The organism is Paenibacillus sp. S28, assembly GCF_016624415.1.
Taxonomy (GTDB): Bacteria; Bacillota; Bacilli; order Paenibacillales; family Paenibacillaceae; genus Paenibacillus_AQ; species Paenibacillus_AQ favisporus.
On record NZ_JACVTM010000018.1, the window covers coordinates 40,224 to 58,002 of the forward strand.

18 protein-coding genes are annotated in these 17,779 nt (G+C 52.3%); 14 read left to right on the forward strand and 4 right to left on the reverse strand.

Annotated elements, in window-relative coordinates; translation table 11 throughout:
• The first annotated feature begins 163 nt into the window (after positions 1–163).
• The 10 genes from IAE55_RS28515 (at position 164) to IAE55_RS28560 (ending at position 9,357) form a co-directional block, all read left to right on the forward strand.
• Positions 164–817 (forward strand): TetR/AcrR family transcriptional regulator, encoded by a 654-nt coding sequence (locus tag IAE55_RS28515; RefSeq protein ID WP_200634528.1) that lies wholly within the window; start codon positions 164–166, stop codon positions 815–817.
• Between the two features lie 70 nt (positions 818–887).
• On the forward strand, positions 888–1,412 hold the full coding sequence (locus IAE55_RS28520; RefSeq protein ID WP_200634529.1) for a hypothetical protein: 525 nt from the start codon (positions 888–890) through the stop codon (positions 1,410–1,412).
• A gap of 1 nt (position 1,413) precedes the next feature.
• Positions 1,414–1,830 (forward strand): SRPBCC family protein, encoded by a 417-nt coding sequence (locus IAE55_RS28525; protein WP_200634530.1) that lies wholly within the window; start codon positions 1,414–1,416, stop codon positions 1,828–1,830.
• 180 nt (positions 1,831–2,010) lie between these two features.
• On the forward strand, positions 2,011–2,613 hold the full coding sequence (locus IAE55_RS28530; protein ID WP_076171583.1) for a nitroreductase family protein: 603 nt from the start codon (positions 2,011–2,013) through the stop codon (positions 2,611–2,613).
• Between the two features lie 175 nt (positions 2,614–2,788).
• Entirely contained in the window at positions 2,789–4,060 is a 1,272-nt protein-coding gene (locus IAE55_RS28535; RefSeq protein ID WP_200634531.1) for a WD40/YVTN/BNR-like repeat-containing protein, read from the forward strand.
• 108 nt (positions 4,061–4,168) lie between these two features.
• Positions 4,169–4,600: a DUF2500 domain-containing protein gene (locus tag IAE55_RS28540; RefSeq protein ID WP_200634532.1), complete on the forward strand. Its 432-nt coding sequence runs from the start codon at positions 4,169–4,171 to the stop codon at positions 4,598–4,600.
• A 176-nt stretch (positions 4,601–4,776) separates the two neighbouring features.
• Positions 4,777–5,526, forward strand: coding sequence for an SDR family NAD(P)-dependent oxidoreductase (locus tag IAE55_RS28545; protein WP_200634533.1), 750 nt, complete (start codon positions 4,777–4,779; stop codon positions 5,524–5,526).
• A gap of 219 nt (positions 5,527–5,745) precedes the next feature.
• Positions 5,746–7,536 carry a hypothetical protein gene (locus IAE55_RS28550; protein WP_200634534.1) on the forward strand — a complete coding sequence of 597 codons (1,791 nt, stop codon included), beginning with the start codon at positions 5,746–5,748 and terminating at the stop codon, positions 7,534–7,536.
• 89 nt (positions 7,537–7,625) lie between these two features.
• Positions 7,626–8,729, forward strand: a complete 1,104-nt coding sequence (locus IAE55_RS28555; RefSeq protein WP_200634535.1) for a hypothetical protein — start codon at positions 7,626–7,628, stop codon at positions 8,727–8,729.
• Positions 8,730–8,901: 172 nt separating this feature from the next.
• Positions 8,902–9,357, forward strand: a complete 456-nt coding sequence (locus IAE55_RS28560; protein ID WP_105442341.1) for an SRPBCC family protein — start codon at positions 8,902–8,904, stop codon at positions 9,355–9,357.
• Between the two features lie 151 nt (positions 9,358–9,508).
• Here the strand turns inward: IAE55_RS28560 and IAE55_RS28565 are convergent, their stop codons facing one another.
• The 3 genes from IAE55_RS28565 to IAE55_RS28575 form a co-directional block, all read right to left on the reverse strand.
• Positions 9,509–10,888, reverse strand: coding sequence for an ABC transporter substrate-binding protein (locus IAE55_RS28565; RefSeq protein WP_145158988.1), 1,380 nt, complete (start codon positions 10,886–10,888; stop codon positions 9,509–9,511).
• Between the two features lie 143 nt (positions 10,889–11,031).
• A complete protein-coding gene (locus IAE55_RS28570) occupies positions 11,032–11,856 on the reverse strand; it encodes a carbohydrate ABC transporter permease (protein WP_200634536.1) in 825 nt (274 codons plus the stop codon).
• Positions 11,853–12,794, reverse strand: a complete 942-nt coding sequence (locus tag IAE55_RS28575) for a carbohydrate ABC transporter permease (protein ID WP_234489942.1) — start codon at positions 12,792–12,794, stop codon at positions 11,853–11,855. Before IAE55_RS28575 ends, IAE55_RS28570 begins: the two co-directional genes overlap by 4 nt.
• A gap of 244 nt (positions 12,795–13,038) precedes the next feature.
• On the opposite strand from IAE55_RS28575, the gene IAE55_RS28580 reads away from it, so the two are divergent.
• The 4 genes from IAE55_RS28580 to IAE55_RS28595 all read left to right on the forward strand — a co-directional run bounded on the left by IAE55_RS28580 (position 13,039) and on the right by IAE55_RS28595 (position 16,913).
• Positions 13,039–13,464 (forward strand): cell wall hydrolase, encoded by a 426-nt coding sequence (locus tag IAE55_RS28580; protein WP_076171610.1) that lies wholly within the window; start codon positions 13,039–13,041, stop codon positions 13,462–13,464.
• Between the two features lie 66 nt (positions 13,465–13,530).
• A complete protein-coding gene (gerQ, locus tag IAE55_RS28585) occupies positions 13,531–14,052 on the forward strand; it encodes a spore coat protein GerQ (protein ID WP_181152716.1) in 522 nt (173 codons plus the stop codon).
• A 347-nt stretch (positions 14,053–14,399) separates the two neighbouring features.
• Positions 14,400–15,707 (forward strand): hemolysin family protein, encoded by a 1,308-nt coding sequence (locus IAE55_RS28590; RefSeq protein WP_076171613.1) that lies wholly within the window; start codon positions 14,400–14,402, stop codon positions 15,705–15,707.
• Positions 15,708–15,995: 288 nt separating this feature from the next.
• The gene (locus tag IAE55_RS28595; RefSeq protein ID WP_234489943.1) at positions 15,996–16,913 is read left to right on the forward strand and encodes an ArsR/SmtB family transcription factor; all 918 of its coding nucleotides are present in this window, start codon (positions 15,996–15,998) and stop codon (positions 16,911–16,913) included.
• A 162-nt stretch (positions 16,914–17,075) separates the two neighbouring features.
• On the opposite strand, the gene IAE55_RS28600 is transcribed toward IAE55_RS28595, so the two are convergent.
• Positions 17,076–17,528 (reverse strand): SRPBCC family protein, encoded by a 453-nt coding sequence (locus IAE55_RS28600; protein ID WP_200634538.1) that lies wholly within the window; start codon positions 17,526–17,528, stop codon positions 17,076–17,078.
• Positions 17,529–17,779: the final 251 nt, after the last annotated feature.

Here is a 17,779-nt window from a genome sequence, read left to right on the forward strand (position 1 = left end):
CAAATTGACAACCCGGTATGCTTCTCCTATAATTTCGACTAGTATCTATATAGAATGAACTAAAGAAATGAATGTTATAGGCATATTTGGCCGTTATCAAAGGATGTTCAAATGCAAATACTTTAGTTCAATCTATCTAAGCCAACGAAAAGGTGGACGTATCATGTCTCCGCGCACCAAAGAACAAAATGAGGAAATCCGCAGGCAGCGGCAGCAGGAAATATTGCAGGCAGCCATGCGTGTGTATGTTGAGAAGGGGTATGCGGCTTCGGAAGTCAGCGACATTGCGGATCGGGCCGGGCTCGCCCACGGACTTGTATTCTATTATTTTAAAAATAAGAAAAACCTGTTCAGAGCACTGTATGAGCACATGATGGAGGAATCCCGGCGCTATACCGATGCATTTTTTGCACAGGATCTTCCCGTGCTGGAGCTGCTCGAAACCTATACGCGAATCGTTTGCGAACGGGTTCTGGAAAATCCGGTGATGTCCCGTTTTTACATGCGGATCAGTCACGATATCCATTTCCTCTATACGCCGGATGAGATCTCACCGTTTGATTGGGTGAAGGGATTTATGCTCCCGATGACCCGCACAATTGACAGAGGCATCGCGGAAGGAGAGATCCGGAAGGGTGACGCACACTTGATGGCGATGCAGTTTTGGGGTTCGGTGAGCCAGGGGATGGCTTATTTGGATCAATCAAAGCAGGAGATGGAAGCCCAAGGGATGCCGGATGCCGAGGTCAAAATAAAACTGACCGGGATGCTCCATCAAATTGTAGATTCATCGGTTTCCTTGATCAAAGGAGGCTGATGTTTTTTTTGATTTTAATATTGACTTATTAATCAGTCAAAAATAAAATGAAGGCAAGGAGAGTGATATTTTGAAATTAGTGGAAATGAAGAAGCAGGCATTTGATGCTTTAACCGATGCAGAGCTTGTTTTGGCTTGTACCGACCCGGCAGTCAGTGCGTTGCAGGGAAAAGAGGGCGCCGATAAGGCAAGTGTGATTCGTTCGCTTCATCCGGATCAGCAGCAGGTGTTCATGATCAGGCTGCTGTACCCAGCATGCCATTCGGAACCGGACTTCCAAGCCTGGATCCGGTATTTGCTTGATAAGCCTGGATATTGGCAGGGCGTTCAAGGCGGATTGCATTTTTTTGGCGAAACCGAACTCATTCGGTTGCTGGACGAAGCCAAGGAAGCGATCGAAGGACATGTCCCCCTTTCGCGCACGAATGCCGCGATCCCTCATTCAGAAATCTCTCCTTTATATGAACAATTCAAATCATTCGACGACACCATGCAGCGGATCAGCCGATACATCCGGATTCATCCGGGTTCATTCGTACAATTCGTTTCATCGAATGTTCAGTCGGCCCAACCATGGAATGGAGGCGGATGCTGAGATGGCAACGATTTATAAAGAAATTTGGATCGAAGCATCTCCGGAACTCGTTTGGGACGTCGTCCGTGATGTCGGCGCAGTGCATAAGCGGTTCGTGCCTGATTACACGGCTGAGACGCATTTTGACGGGGTGAACCGGCTGATCCATTTCAGCAACGGCAATATTGTGAAAGAACTGATCGTCACTCGGGATGATGAGCAGAGAAGAATGGCTTATGCGGTGGTGGAAACGAAAATGCCGCTGCAGCATCATCATGCTTCGTTTCAAGTGCTCGAAGACAGTGGGAGCCGGTGCCGCCTCGTGTGGATTACGGATTTTTTGCCCGACCAGCTGGCGGCGGAAATTCAGATCCGGGTCGACCGGGGGGCAGAGGTTATGAAGCGTACCATTGAAACCGAAGCACGGAACAACGTGTAAGTAACAGGCAGGTCAATTCGTGATATCAGCGGATGGGCCTGCCTTTTTGATGCAAACAATCCCAGGGGGTCCGCATATTAAAAAAGCAGGCTGGGAAAGTTAACCGGTAACGGCCAAAGTTCATTTCCTTGGTCCAGGCACATTGTCGCCAGATATATAACAAGGAGGTAAGAAAGAGCGATGCCCAAGGATTTTATCGAAGCACTGAAAAGAAGACGTTCCATCTATACCATCAGCAAACAGAACGTGACCACCGATGAACGTATTCAGGAAATCGTGGAGGACGCGGTCAAGCATGCGCCTTCCTCGTTCAACTCCCAAACCTCCCGCGCGGTCGTTCTGCTCGGGTCCAATCATGACCGCTTGTGGGATATTACGGAAGATATTTTGCGCGAGGTCGTCAACAACCCGGAGGCGTTCAAATCGACCGAGCAAAAGATCGGTTCGTTTCGCAGCGGCTACGGTACCGTATTATTCTATGAAGACATGGACGTCGTCCGTAAATTTCAGGACCAATTCGCCGCCTACAGCGAAAACTTCCCGATATGGTCCAATCAAACCTCGGGGATGGTGCAACTGATCGTATGGACAGCGCTTGAGCTTGAAGGCTTCGGCGCTTCGCTTCAGCATTACAACCCGCTGATCGACGAGCGTGTCCGGGGTGAATGGAACCTTCCCGAATCCTGGAAGCTGATCGCCCAAATGCCTTTCGGCAAACCGACGGCGCCGGCAGGGGACAAGGAGTTCCAGCCGATTGCGGAGCGCGTGAAAGTGGTTCGCTGATCCATTGCGATCATACCAGTAAACAATACCCGGTGTCCTTCATGAGGATGCCGGGTATTTTTGTGTACCATTGCATACCAGTCGTATCCGACTGGCGTGAGCACCTCTTTATGTTATAATATTTATTTTAGAAGATGACTTGACTGTAAGGGTCCTCAGCGAAGGAGGAATGAGAATGAAACGGTGGAAACAATGGACGGGCATGGGTCTCCTGTTCTGTTTATTGCTCTCTGCCTGCACATCAGAGAAGGAAGAACCCGCGTCTGTACCTGTCCCGAATCCCGAGCCTGCGGAGCTGGGGCAAACACTGACCGTGGTGCCGACAGAATCAGCCAAGGCCGCTGCGGAAGATCCATCCCAATACCAAATACAGACCCGCTTGACGGATTTCCAGCTACTAAGCGGGACGACGGGTATCGCGTGGGGACTGACGAGAAATGAACTGCGGATGTACCTCACGGAAGACAACGGAAAAACGTGGGTCAACATCTCGCCGGCTTCCAATGTACAATTTCCCGACAATTTAAAATATGGAAGAGACCTGTATTTCAAGGACCGGATGAACGGCTGGTTGGTCCGCAGCGCTTCCGGCACGTCGGAGACGATCGTGCTGCACACGTCGGACGGAGGCGGTTCCTGGAAAGTGGCCTCCATCCCGGACAAGAACAGGGTGACCTCGATCTTTTTCGATTCCAATCATGTCGGCTGGATTATGCTGACCGCGGAATCATCGACAGGCAAACAGGATAAAACGCTGTATAAAACCGAAGACGGCGGAGCCAAATGGAAAATGGTGATGCATAATTATATCAGCAGCAATCAGACGTCGACGCAGGGCGCTATTCCGCCGCTCGGCTATGCGATGGGCATGACCTTTACCAGCCCGTCAAAAGGCTTTGCGATGATTCAGGAGCTTGGGGTGCCGAAGCTGTACCGTACACAAGATGGGGGCGGCGAGTGGAGTGAAGGACCGGCGTTTTTTAACCGGGACAAGCTGGCGTCCTGCAGCGGATTTATTCCGTCAAGCCCGGAATTTTTCGATACGTCCAATACGGAAGGCTGGATTCCGGTCGGCTGCCAGGTCGGCGATTCAGCTAAATACAACGGCTTTTTCACGACGGACCAAGGCCAGACCTGGACTTTCACCCCTTTTAACCTGGGTTGGAATAAGGGCGTAAACCAGTCGCTTCGTCCTTCATTTATTAATTCTACACAAGGCTGGGCTCTGGTCGGCAATCTAGTGTATCACACCGAAGACCAAGGGAAGACGTGGATGCCGCTGCCCGCAAGTCGCGTGCTGACCAGTATATTAAAGGAATATCCCGAGGTCGGTAAGCTGCAGTTCAGCTCCCAGCGCGTCGGCTGGATGCTCGTTATGAAAAATGACGAAATGCGATCGCGGCTCCTTCAGACGATTGATGGGGGAATTACATGGAAAGTGCTCTGATCCCGTAAGATTGGCATCAAGTTCTTCAAATGGACGCATATACTGTTAATGACCATGCTATGCGTGTCACTGTGAAGCTTGAAGCTGGTGGATGGAAGGGGGAAGAGCATGGGAGATACGTCTTTCTGGATGTTCGATTTCTTCGGAAAGGTCATGCCGATCTTTTTTGTCGTTGTTATCGGAATTATTGTACTGTCTGCCGGAAAAGGTATTCTGCAGTGGGGGCGCAACAACAAGCAGCCCCTGCTCACCGTGGATTCCCGGATTGTCAGCAAACGCAGTCAGGTCAGCCATCATCAGCATCAAGATACCAATGACCATCTATCCAGCTATACGAAAACGACCTATTACCTTACTTTCGAAGTGGAGAGCGGCGACCGGATGGAGTTTACGGTCAGCGGCGAACAGTACGGTTTATGCGCCGAGGGCGACGCCGGCCGTCTTACCTTCCAGGGAACGAGATACCTGGGATTTCAGCGCTACATGCGTGTATCCGGAGAAGAAGGCACCCCGGGCGCTTTTCGGAGGATGAACCCATAGTTTCGGAACACGAATCCAAAGAATTAAATGGATCCGTCTTCGGCAGATCGCTCTGCCGGAGGCGCTTTTTTTTTTTTGATTTGCGCGGACGTCGTGCAGCACGGACGTTTCTTGATTCCCCGGCTGCGTTAAGGTTAAATAGAGACATCGAGATTAGATCTAAAGGAGGAATGGTCATGTCATTCGAAGGAGAAGTCGTCGTGGTGACCGGGGCGGCGCAGGGAATCGGAGAAGGGGTTGCCCGGGCTTTTGCCCGACATGGCGCGCTGGTCGTCCTGGGTGATCAGCATGAGGAGAAAGGTGCGGCAGCTGCCGCCTCCATCCGCCAGGACGGGGGACAAGCCGTGTTCTGCCCGTGCGACGTGCGAAGCGAAGCGGATATCAAGCGGCTGATGCAGACGGCGCTGGACGAATACGGGAGACTCGACGTCGTGATCAATAATGCCGGCGTGTCACGCTGGAAGTCGCCGTACGATCTGACGGTGGACGAATGGGACGACGTGCTGAACACCAATGTCCGCAGCTGTTTTCTGGCGACCAGGGAAGCGGCCCGGATCATGAAGGAGAAGGGGATTCATGGATCCGTTGTGAACATGGCGTCGACCCGTTCACTCATGTCGGAGCCGAATTCCGAGGCGTATGCCGCCTCCAAAGGGGCGATCGTGGCCTTGACCCATGCGATGGCCGTCTCCCTTGGGCAGGACGGGGTCCGTGTCAACTGCATCAGCCCGGGATGGATCGAAACGGGTGACTACTCCGCCCTGCGGGAGGAGGACCACAGTCAGCATCCGGCGGGACGAGTAGGCAAACCGGATGATATCGCCCGTGCCTGTCTATATTTGGCAGATCCGGACAATTCATTTGTAACCGGGACCCACCTCGTAGTCGATGGGGGCATGACCCGCAAAATGATATATGAACCGTAACTTTTCGACTAATCAAAAGGTACTAATCCTTTCCAATTTTTCTCTTTAGCCTTGTTAAAGGAAAAAATTAACTGGAGAATTTAGTTCCTTCTATGCAGTCGGGAAACCTGGTGCCCGAGGTGAGCCCAGCCTAATAAGGACTTGGGCTCATCTCTTTTTTCGACATCAATGCTATAATTACTCCGTTCTACTAGAGATCTATAGGAATGGAGGGAAATTATGATTGTCAAAAGTTCTCGAATCCTGCTGACCGCGCTGATGTGCCTTTCGGCTTGGCTGCTGATGGGGTTTTCGTCCCCGTCCGAACCAGTTAAAGCCACATGGGTATGGCAGACGGAGCTGATCGAGGATGGCGGGAAGGACCTGCTTGACTTTGCTCAAAACCAAGGAATCAACTTGATTTACTTACAGATTAATCGGGACATGCCGGCAAGCGAATACGAAGCTTTCATAAAAAATGCTCATGCTGACAACATTGCCGTGCATGCGCTCGGTGGAGACCCGGGTTGGGCTCAGACCAAGCACCGTGACCGGCTTGTGGGTTTGGTGGATTGGGTAAACGATTACAACAACGCTGAAGCATCTGAAGCCCAATTCGACGGCATCCATTTGGACATCGAACCTTATGTTCTTCCGGAATGGGGCACGGACCCGGAAGGCGTCATCGGGACATGGATCAATAATATACAAGCGTTCCTGGATGCAGCGCACGCATCCGGCTCCAAGCTGGACCTCGGGATCGATCTCCCGTTCTGGTTTGACGGGTATACCGTCCCGGGCCAAGGCGACGAGAAGCTGAACGAATGGTTTATGAAGTCTTTTGACCATGTGACCGTTCTGGCTTACCGCAATACGGTCGATTCGGAACACGGCATCGTGGAACTGGCCAGGGACGAGATGGAATCCGCCCAGCGGCTCGGCACCAAAGTCCTCGTGGCCGTCAATACGAAGCAAATGCCCGGTGAGGAACATACGTCCTTCTACGGAATCGGTAAAAGCGAAATGGATCAATCGCTTGTATCGCTGTCGGGCGCGCTGGAATCCTATACCTCGTATGGTGGCATCGCGATTCACGACTTCCGCAACTGGGAGAACATGCCGGACGGCGGAGAGCCGGGAGGCACCAAACCGGATCCCGCACCTAATCCAGATCCGGAACCTGAGACACCTTCGGACGGCCAAGTGCCGGACCCGGATCCGGTTGACAGGGATAAGCAGGTGCGCGGCACCTACGTATGGGAAGCCAATCAGGTCATGGAACATGGCCAGGAAATTATCGAATTTGCCAAGGAGAAGAAGCTGAACTGGCTGTTCGTCCGCCTGGACCTTCAACAGCCGGTCGAAGCGTATCGTTCGTTTGTGAAGGAAGCCTCGGCGGCTGGCATCGAAGTTCACGCCATGGGCGGTCACCCGATTTGGGCACTGACGGAGAGCCGGCCGAAGATGATGAAACTGGTGAATTATGTGAAGAAATATAACCAGGAGGTGGCAGGGGACGAGCGTTTCCACGGTATCCATCTAGATATCGAGCCGTACGTGCTGCCGGAATGGAGAAAGGATCCGGACCACCTCCTTGAGGAATGGACAGGGAATTTGAGCGCTTTTGTCCAGGAAATCAAAAAGGATTCGAATCTGCAGGCCAGCATGGATTTGGCCGTTTGGCTGGACAAATACAAGGTCCCCGGCACGGATGAATCCATCAGCAAGTGGATGATCGACAAGATGGATTTTGTATCCCTGATGGCATTCCGCGATACGGCGGGAGGAACGAACGGGATCGCAGCCGTCTCCAAGGAAGAGATCGCCTTTGCCAATGAGCTTGGCAAGCCGATTCTCATCTCTGTCGAAATGAAGGACAGCGGGGAAGGGAACCATATTACTTTTGCCGAGGAAGGATCCGCCTACATGGAGGAAGAACTCGCGAAGCTGCCTGGGCTGCTGGCCGACTCGCCGTCCTATTCCGGAAACGTTGTTCACGCTTATGACTACTGGAGAACTGCGAAGCCTTAACCTGTTTTCCCTAGGCATTCACACAGATCTGCCGCCATGCATAACATAGGATGTAAACATTTTCGGACGACAAAGGAGTGTTGACCCGTATGGCGGATCAAGTGAAGCATTATTTTGCGAGGGGAAATACGGCGGACGGTTTATATACGCTGTTTGATTCGGTGCTGAGCGGTTTGGATACGGTCTTCGTACTGCAGGGCCGGGCAGGGACGGCGGTCTCGGCATTTCTCTCGGAGCTTGCGGAAGCATGGAGCCAAAAGGGCTGGAGCCTTCACTATATTCATCATCCATTGAACCGAGACTGGCTGGAAGGCCTCATCCTGAAGGATATCGGCATCGGGGTTGTCGACGGCAACGCCTGGAGCGCCGATCCGGTTCTTGAAGGAACCGAAATCCGCATAATCGATCTGGAGGATGCGATTTCCACGGAGCTGCTGAACGAGCATGCCGGCGAAATGGAAGAAGCCGAACGGCAAACGAGCGCGCTCTACAGCGAAGCCTACGATACGTTCCAAAAAACGCTGCGGATCCATGATGAATGGGAAGCATTCTATATCCAGAATCTGGACCGGGCCGTCATGGACCGGCTTGCCGAAGAGTGGGCGGAAGAACATCTCGTTCCGATCCGGCCCAGACGTGCCCATGCCGTTCACCGCTTCCTTGGCGCGGCTACCTGTGAAGGGGCCGTCGATTATGTTCTAAATTTAACGGATGGCCTCGAGAAGCGCGTCTTCGTCAAAGGCCGCCCGGGTTCAGGCAAATCGACGCTGTTTAAACGCCTTGCTAAAGCGGCGGAGGAACGAGGGGTCGACACGGAAATTTATCACTGCGGCTTTGATCCGAACAGCCTGGACATGATTATTTTTCCGCAGCAGAGCCTGGCGATCTTTGACAGCACGGCGCCCCATGAGCATTTTCCGAGCCGTGAGGGCGACGAAATTCTCGATGTTTACGAGCTGGCGATTACGGCGGGAACCGACGAACGGTTTGAGGATCAGATCGCCGAAATTCGCGGCCGCTATTCCCGCTCGATGAAGGAAGCGATCGCCCTGCTGGCCACAATCAGAGAAGTTCAGGAGCCCGTTCTGCGAATTTATGACCAGGCGGTCGACCGGGAAGCCATCCGCCGTTTGGCCGAAGGGATTTCAGCCGAAGTGGATGCCTTGACGAACTCGTCGGTCGTTGGCGATTAATTACGGTTATCCGTGTCTATGCATCATAGGAAAGCCCCGTTTTCCAAATCATTGGGAACGGGGCTTTTTGCTGCATGGCTATCCCGCAGTGGCTTTACTTGACTTGCCTATGTCTGCTGTCTATGATGATACAAGCTCCGAAATCCATGAGAAGAGGGAGGAAATAAACCGAATGGGCAAGCGCTCCTTTGTTTATGTCACCTATATTGCTGCGACGCCCGAGAACCTTTGGCAAGCGTTGACTGATGGCGACCTGACCGAAAAATACTTTTTCGGAACACGCGTGGAATCCGAGTGGACAGTCGGATCAGCCGTGAACTATCTGCGAGGCGGCGAGGTAACCGATTATGGCGAGGTGCTGACCTGCGAAGCGCCCAGACAGCTGTCTTTTACTTGGACCTATAAAGGGGACAACACGCCCCGGAACAGCCCGGGCGTCGTCACCTTCGAGCTGCAGCCCATGGGTTCGGTCGTGAAGATGATCCTCCGGCACGAGAACTTGCTGGACAGCGACTTTGTTGATGAAGAACGAACCTTTGAAGGGTATAACAATGGCTGGCCGGCGATTCTCAGCAATCTCAAAACCTTTTTGGAAACAGGCAAGACGATGCCGCCGATCTCCCTATAACGGCTTGCGGACACTAATTCCTTCAAAAGACAAAACGAAAGCCGGGGTTCTCGAGAAGAGAACTTCCGGCTTTTCCTGTTTGATGCTGATATTAGCGCTGTCTTCGCCAACATAAGAGGGTCATGCTAAAGGGTCAAGCTATTAGTTGACCTTAATGGCCAACCGTTTTGTTATATTCCTCGATCTTGCTCGTAATTTCCTTGGCGGCATCATCCAATGCCTGCTTGGACGTTTTTTTGTTGTTAAGCACTTCCTCGATCGCCGTTTCCGTCAGCTGGCGCGCTTCGGGGAACACACCCATCACCGCGCCTTGGGTAGCGAGGCTTGGTTCGGTTTGGTGCAGCTGATCTACGGCCGTCTGGAACTGCGGGTACTGCTTCATGTTGTCTTTCACGTTCTGTTCGTCATAAGCTTTGGTCGTGATCGGGAAGTAACCGGTATTGATATGCCATTCCGCTTGAGATTTCGGCTCGGCCAGGAATTTGATGAACTCCCAGGCTGCTTTTTGTTCGGCTTCCGGCCGATTGTTCAAGATCCAGTTGCTCGCCCCGCCGACAATGACTCCGCCTTTCGTTGCGGCGTCCGGCTTCGGCAGGAAGGCGGTGCCGACTTCAAACTTGTCACCAGCAGCCTTAACGATGCTGCGCAGCGAAGCTGTGGAATCAAGCGTCATGGCGATTTGACCGGCGGCAAAGGCTTTGGACGTATCATCCGTCTTGCGACCGAGGTTCAAGAGCGACTTGTCGTCCACCATTTGCTTCCACCAATCGAGCGTCTTGACGGCCGCGTCACTGTTCAGCTGCGAGGCGGTGGCCATACTCGTTCTGCCGTTGCCGTTGTTGAGGAGCTCTGCGCCCTGATTGGCCAGCAGCTGCTCCATAAACCAGCCGTAGATCGCGAAGGAACCACCGGCTTGTCCCTGCTTGGTCAGCTTCTTCGCCGCTTCCGCCACTTCGGCGTACGTGGCCGGCGGCTTCTCAGGGTCCAGTCCGGCTGCTTTGAACGCGTCTTTGTTGTAGTACAGAATCGGGTTGGACGTGTTAAACGGCATAGAGTACAGCTTGTTGTCAAATTTGTAATAGTTCAAAATGTTCGGTTCGAGGCTGGAAATGTCGAATTGGTCCGCATCAATGAACTGCTGTACGGGTGTAATCGCCTTGGTGTCGATCATGAAGCGGCTTCCGATCTCGTACACCTGAATCAGGGAAGGACCGCTGTCCGAGCCGAGCGAAGCTTTGAGCTTGTTCAGGCTCTCGTCGTACGTCCCCTGGTATTCCGCCTGAACGACGATATCTTTATGAGAAGCGTTAAATTCATCCACCAGCTGCTGCGCCGCTTTTCCCACATCCCCGCTCATGGAATGCCACCAGACCACCTTTACAGGGCTGCTGTCGCCGGAAGCGGAAGCCGCGGCATTTGCCGTATCTTCCCCGGAAGCTTGGCCGCCGCTGGATGTTCCGCATGCCGCCGTAATCAGCATCATGCAGGACAGCAGCATCATGGCGAGTGATTTCTTGCCGAATGGTTTCATCTTCAACAATCTCTCCCTTTTTGAAATCGTTAATTTATATCGGAAATTATAAGCCGGCCGGAACGCCAACCGGCTTATAACAACGATCCGGTTCTGAGTGTAAATGGACTGAATGTGCGTCGATAGACGTTTGGCTAATGTTATCAGCCTTTGAGCGCACCTGCCGTAATTCCCCGCACCAACGGCTTCAGACCGATGATCAGGAGCAGGAGAGATGGCAGCAGAAGCACCACGATGCCGGCCATGACGACGTTCCAGGCGGTGACCTCCTCAAACTGCAGCATGCCGATGCCGATCTGTACGGTCCGCATGCTTTCCTTGTTTGTAATGAGCAGGGGCCACAAATAATTGCTCCAATTCGTCAGAAAGGAATAGACGGCAAGGGTCGCCAGGGCCGGCGCCGACAAAGGCAGCACCAACCGGGAAAAGATGCGGAGATGGCCGCAGCCGTCCATTTTTGCTGCCTCGAACAGTTCTTTCGGCAGCTGCAAAAAGTACTGTCTGAGCAGGAACGTGCCGAACGCCGAAGCGATAAAGGGAACGATCAAGCCTTGATACGTATCGACCCAATGCCAGCTGCGGACGGTCAAATAATTGGGAATCATCGTGACTTCCCATGGAATCATCATCGTCGACAGAAACAGGGAGAACAGCAGCGCCTTGCCGGGAAAGCGCAAGAACGCAAAAGCATACGCCGCCAGGCTGGCCGTAAACAGCTGGCCGAGCATGATGGCCGTGGCAACGACGAAGCTGTTGCCGATGAACCGGGCCACCGGAATGGTCTGGAACACCTGAACGAAGTTGGCGAAGTGCAGTCCCGAAGGAAGCAGCCTCGGCGGGTACGCCGCCGATTCAGCGCTGCTCATGAAGGCCGACGACAGCGTGTACAGCAGCGGAAACAAGATCGCCAGAGACGCCAGGATCAGAATAAGGTACAGCAGCGGCTGGTGGATTCTGCTAAGGGTCATTGGTAATGCACCTTCTTTTCCCCGAATTTAAACTGCAGGATCGTCAGCGCCGTGATCAAGACGAAAAGGATCAGTGCCTGCGCACTGCCGCTGCCGAAGCGGTAGTTGATGAATGCATCCTGATAAATGTTGTACACGAGCACGTCGGTGCTGTTCATCGGGCCGCCTTTGGTCAAAATGTTGATCTGAGCAAAGGATTGGAACGCGCTGATGACCGACACGACCCCGACGAAGAAAAGGGATGGAGAAATCAGCGGCAGCGAGATCCGGAAGAACGTCCGCACCGATCCGGAGCCGTCGATCTTGGCGCTTTCGTACAGGTCGTCCGGAACGCCCTGCAGGCCGCTCAGCAGCACGATGTAGTTGAAGCCGAGGTTCAGCCAGACGGTCATGATCGCGATCGAAGGCAAGGCCCACTTGGGATCGGTCAGCCATTGGATCGCCGGAATGCCGAGAAAGCTGAGCCCGTAATTCAGAATGCTGAGGGTCGGGTGGTACAGAATCATCCAGATGACAGAGCCTGTTCCAACCGAGACAGCCATCGGCAATGAAAAGATGAAACGGAAGATCTTCATGCCCCTAAGCTTCTGGTGGGACAAGGCGGCAAGCAGCAGGGCGGCCGCAGCGCCGGTCGGCACGGTAAACAGGATGTATTTTACGGTTACCCAGAGGCTGTTATAGAACTGGTCCGAGCTCAGCACTGCCGTGAAATTGTCGATTCCGACGAATTCGGCAATCCGGCCCTGCGGATCCGTCAAAAACAAGCTCAGGTAGACGGATTTACCAAGGGGGTAAAACAGGAAGATACCGAAAACGATAAGGGAAGGAGCCAGGAAGCAATAGGCCAGCAGCCGTTCCTTCCAGCGGGAAACGCGCAGGGAATTCAACCGGATGGCCCCGGCATGGGAGCGGGATCGGGGAGGATTTGGTAGCGTCATGTCTTTTTCCATCAGCCTGGTTCGACCTCACTTTATAAGGATGTGGACTTTCCTTACCCAGTATAGAGAGGCGTTGTTAACGGGAAATCAGACGAATGTAAAGCTTTTCCGATAAACGGACAACTTTGTCAAATGCTTGTAAATCAGCCGCAGGAAAGGACAAGAAGCGCAATTTTTCTGGTCACCAACTGGGCGGATGCACATACACTGTAGAGGAAAACATCGAAGCAAGGAGGATGGACCTTTGGCTGTCATCAAAACCAATTCGGAGCAAACCAGGCTGCTGGCACGGCTTATGAGAGCAGAAGCGGAATCTGAGGGAGACCTGGGCATGCTGATGGTCGGCAATGTCGGGGTGAACCGGGTGCTCGGCAACTGCCTGGATTTCAACAATATCCGCAGCATTCGGGATATGGTGTTTCAAAGTCCCGGCGGGTTTGAGTCCACGCAAAAAGGGTACTTCTATCAAAGAGCGAGAGACGCCGACATCAGGCTCGCAAGGCGGTCGATTAACGGCGAAAGAACCTGGCCGGCATCCAATGCACTGTGGTTCTTCCGTCCGACGGGAGAATGCCCGCCGACCTGGTTCAACCAGCAACAAACCGGACGTTTTAAATCCCACTGCTTCTTCAGCCCAACCGCCGCGGATTGCCCACGAGTCTATGGATAGACCTTCAAGCAGCACATGGGACATGGTTTTCCAATTTGCCATATATAAAGGAGGATGCAAAACACAATGATACCGCAACCGTTCCGACCTGTTACGTATTCTGGAGGAGGTTATCCCGGGGTCTCCGGCATGGGGCCGATGGGCCAGCACGGAATGATGGGTCCGATGGGCCAGCAGGGGATGATGGGGCAAATGGGCCAGGGAATGATGGGACCGATGGGACAGCCCGGAACCACGGGAATCGTGCCGCCGTCAGTAACCAGCGGCAGCCCGATGACACAGACCGGTGCTGTCATCCAGGCACCGCCTTCCCAGCAGTTTGAGCAGTCGTACGTTGAGAACATACTTCGCCTGAATCTGGGCAAAACGGGCACCTTTTACATGACATACGAAAACAACTCGCAGTGGAATGCAAAAATATTCACCGGCGTCATCGAGGCGGCAGGCCGTGACCACATCATCATCAGCGAACGTTCGACAGGCAAGCGGATTATTTTGCTGACGATCAACCTGGACTACATCACATTTGACGAGCCGCTGACCTATCAATATCCAGGTGTTATCGGCAACCCGCCGACAACCCGTTAAACAGCATTTCGCCCATAAAACCCATAGCAAATGACGAAAAAGCCGTCCCTGGTGTCTGAATTGACAAGGGACGGCTCTTTTAGCCTGGCAACCGCTCGATTGCTTGAAATATCAGGCCGTCCCTGAATGATGCAGTCATACCTTGCCGTTTGACTGTGTAGTGTATAATTATATAATTAAGTATAGTGTATAAATTAAGCTAAAGATTTCGTTTATTTGAAGGGAGATGAATCCATTGGGAAGTTGACGGCCTATTCGCAACAGTGGATAACGGTGGTTCACCATTTTAACTTACGAAGGAGGTGTACCTATTTGCCGGTCAAGGATGACGGTGAATAGGAAGCAGATTGGGAGACCCCTTACCGAGTTTGATATGGGTTTTTATACTCGTATTATTGAACGGTTTTTTTGTATCGGTTGAATTTGCCATGGTCAAGGTCCGGAGCAGCCGGGTAGAGACCTTGGTGGAAGAAGGACGACGAGGCGCGGTGTATGCCCGCAAGATCGTCAATAATTTGGATGCGTATTTGTCCGCATGCCAGCTGGGCATTACGCTCGCTTCGCTGGGGCTTGGATGGCTCGGCGAACCGGCGGTCGCGACGCTTCTCAGACCTTTGCTTCATTCGCTAGGGTTTGGGGAAGCAGCTGTACACGGCATTGCGGTTGTCATTGCATTCCTGCTCATTACGATTCTCCATATTGTGCTTGGAGAACTGGCGCCGAAGACGATGGCCATCCGCAAGGCGGAATCGGTCGTGCTCATGTCGTCGGCCATCATGATCTATTTCAACAAATTGATGTACCCGTTCATTTGGGTATTGAACGGATTGGCAGGCAGCCTGCTGCGGGTATTCCGTGTCGCCCCGGCTTCCGAGTCGGACTCGGCACATACGGAGGAAGAAATCCGCATTCTGATGAAAGAAAGCAACAAAAACGGACTCATTGACAATACGGAAATGGCACTAGTTGATAACATATTCGAATTTGCGGAAACGACCGGACGGGAAATCATGATTCCCCGAACGGAGATGATTTGTCTGAATACTCAGCTGTCGCGGGAGGAGAATCTCGAGATCGCTTATGAAGGCATGCGGACCCGGTACCCTGTCTGTGACGGGGATAAGGACCATATCATCGGCTTCCTGCACATTAAAGACTTATTACATTCCACAACGCTTGAATACAATACTTTGATACGTCCGATCCTGACTGTGCCCGAATCCATCCAGATCAGCGCATTGCTGAAACTGATGCAGCGGGGCAAAACCCAGATCGCCATCCTGATTGACGAATATGGAGGCACATCTGGGCTGGTTACCCTGGAAGACATTATGGAAGAGATCGTCGGTGAAATTCAGGACGAATTCGACGAGGAACGTCCGGGAATCGAGAAAATCCGCGACGACGAATATTCGATTGACGGATTGATGCTGATTGAAGAAATTAACGAACGCTTTGGTCTGGAGCTGGATACATCCGATTACGATACGATCGGCGGCTGGCTGTACTCACGCATCGAGGCGATTCCTCCGCAGCGAGGACTGTCGGCAGAACTGGACGGCCACATTTTCATAGTGGAAGAAACGGATAATAAGCGCATTTCAAGGATTAAGCTCCTGAAGCCAGAGGTCATGGTCGAGGAAGCGGGCGCGTAGAGTTGTAACATATAGGGAGAAGTTCACGGGAGCAGTCCGCGGATTGGCGGGTGCTTTCTAAAGGGCACAGTGCTGCGGCGCTGTGCTCTTTAATATTCAAAGCTTGGATCTTCAATTTTTCTTAGTAAATCGATAAGAATTCCTTATATTGTGTTCCATTATGTGCTGAAAAGGCAGCATTTCGATCGAATGCCGTCTGGACTATCTCACGGTGATTCGTTAAAGGAGTGGAACATCACGGAGCATTCACGTTATAATGATTACTAATTTGAGAGGGGGAACCGAGGATTGGATTACCGCATTGACATAAAATTCGAGCCCGTACATGAATTTATGAACAGCCTTCATACCTATATTTGCCGGGCGTCCTACAAAAAGATCGATCTGTCCCCTTCGTGGGCAACGGCCACCAAGAAACAGCTCAAGCCGGAATTTGCCGCCATGCTGGACGAGATGCTCGTGAATGGCGACTGGTGGAGCTTTGCATACCTGCTGGGCCTCCTCGTTCCAGAGGGCAGGGGCGTCGAGGGATTCCTGGACTGGCTGGAGAAACTGACGATTCAAGACCTGGTCCAGCTGTTTACTGCGAACGGCAATGAGTTTCCGGACGAGGATCTGGAGGTTTTCCTAGCCCGGACGCGGTCGATGTTTGAGCAGTGGTACGAGCAGTACTTCCGAAATGTGGATCCGGCCATTCTGCAGGCGCTGGAACGGGAGAAAGAGGAGCGGCTGCAGCAGCTGACGGGCGCGGACCGGGCGGATTTTGTCGACGAAACGACCAACGGCATGCTGTTCAAACCGGTGGACAGCGCGGACGAGCTGGTGCTCATTCCGCAGTACCATTTTCAACCGGTCAACATGGTGACTCATTATGGACGGAAAATTTACTGCCATTATAATTCCCGCATTTATTTGGGAGACGATGATTATATTCCGACCCATGACCTGCGGATGATCCGCAGTCTCGGCGAGAAAAGCCGGCTTAAAATTTTGCGCTTTCTGCATGGAGGACCGCGGACGTTTACGGAAATCGTCAGTCATGTCCAGCTGTCCAAAGGCATCACTCATGACCACATCTCGAAGCTGCGCACCGCCGGGTTGATCTACGCCCATTTTGAAGGGGAGAACCTGACTGAATACAGCCTGAGAAAACGCGCCATCCATCAGATGCAGGAGCGGCTGCTCGGGTACATAGAAGAAGGATGACGCTTCGATACCAATTGGAACAGCAGAGCATGAGGGACCGGACCATAGTACACGAAGGGGTCATTCGGCAGCAGATCGTATAAGACAGATGCGAGCAGATATAATTATAAAAAATAGCCTGGCCGTAGATGTTACGGAACCAGGCTTTTTGTACGTTAACCATTACGGCCGGCTAAGTATATGATCTTTGGACTCTATTGCCGCTTTGAGCTCGTCCAGCAGCTGAAGCCACGTACGGACGTGCCACTGCCTTGCAGCCATGCCTTGCGGCGTATTTTTCCATCCGATATGCATCACGCTGAGGCGTGTAAGGTCCTCCAGCTGTTTGAAATTGACCTGCACCATGGTTAAATCCCCGTCCAGATTCATCGTCTCCGCAAAAATTTCAGGTCCTTTCCACTCAAACTGCAGCACCCGTGGTTTCTCATATTTGAGCAGTTTGCATCCGGTCGGTGTTTGATCATTCGGGTTAGGGTACAGCTCGTATTTGCCGCCTTCCCATGGTTCAATCCGTGCTGCAGGAGCCAGCCACGCCTTAACGCGGTCTTCTTCCGTCCAAGCCCTCCATACCGGATCCAGCTCTTTTTCAATGAATATTTCGTGTTTAATGGTCACTGTAATGAAGTCTCCTTTGGCCAGTCGTCAATGAATCTATGATTTACCTTATCCTAGCATATTTTTACGGCCGAAGTCATGCCGAAACGGGAACAAACTGGGGACATCTCCTCTACGTTGAAACGGGCTGTTTCCCTTACAGAAAACGCATATGACAAACTTTCAGAAAAAAACTTTTAGTTCTCTATTTACAGAACTCGAAATGGTTTCTATAATAACGATATCATCTACAAATATAAATCATACTTAAT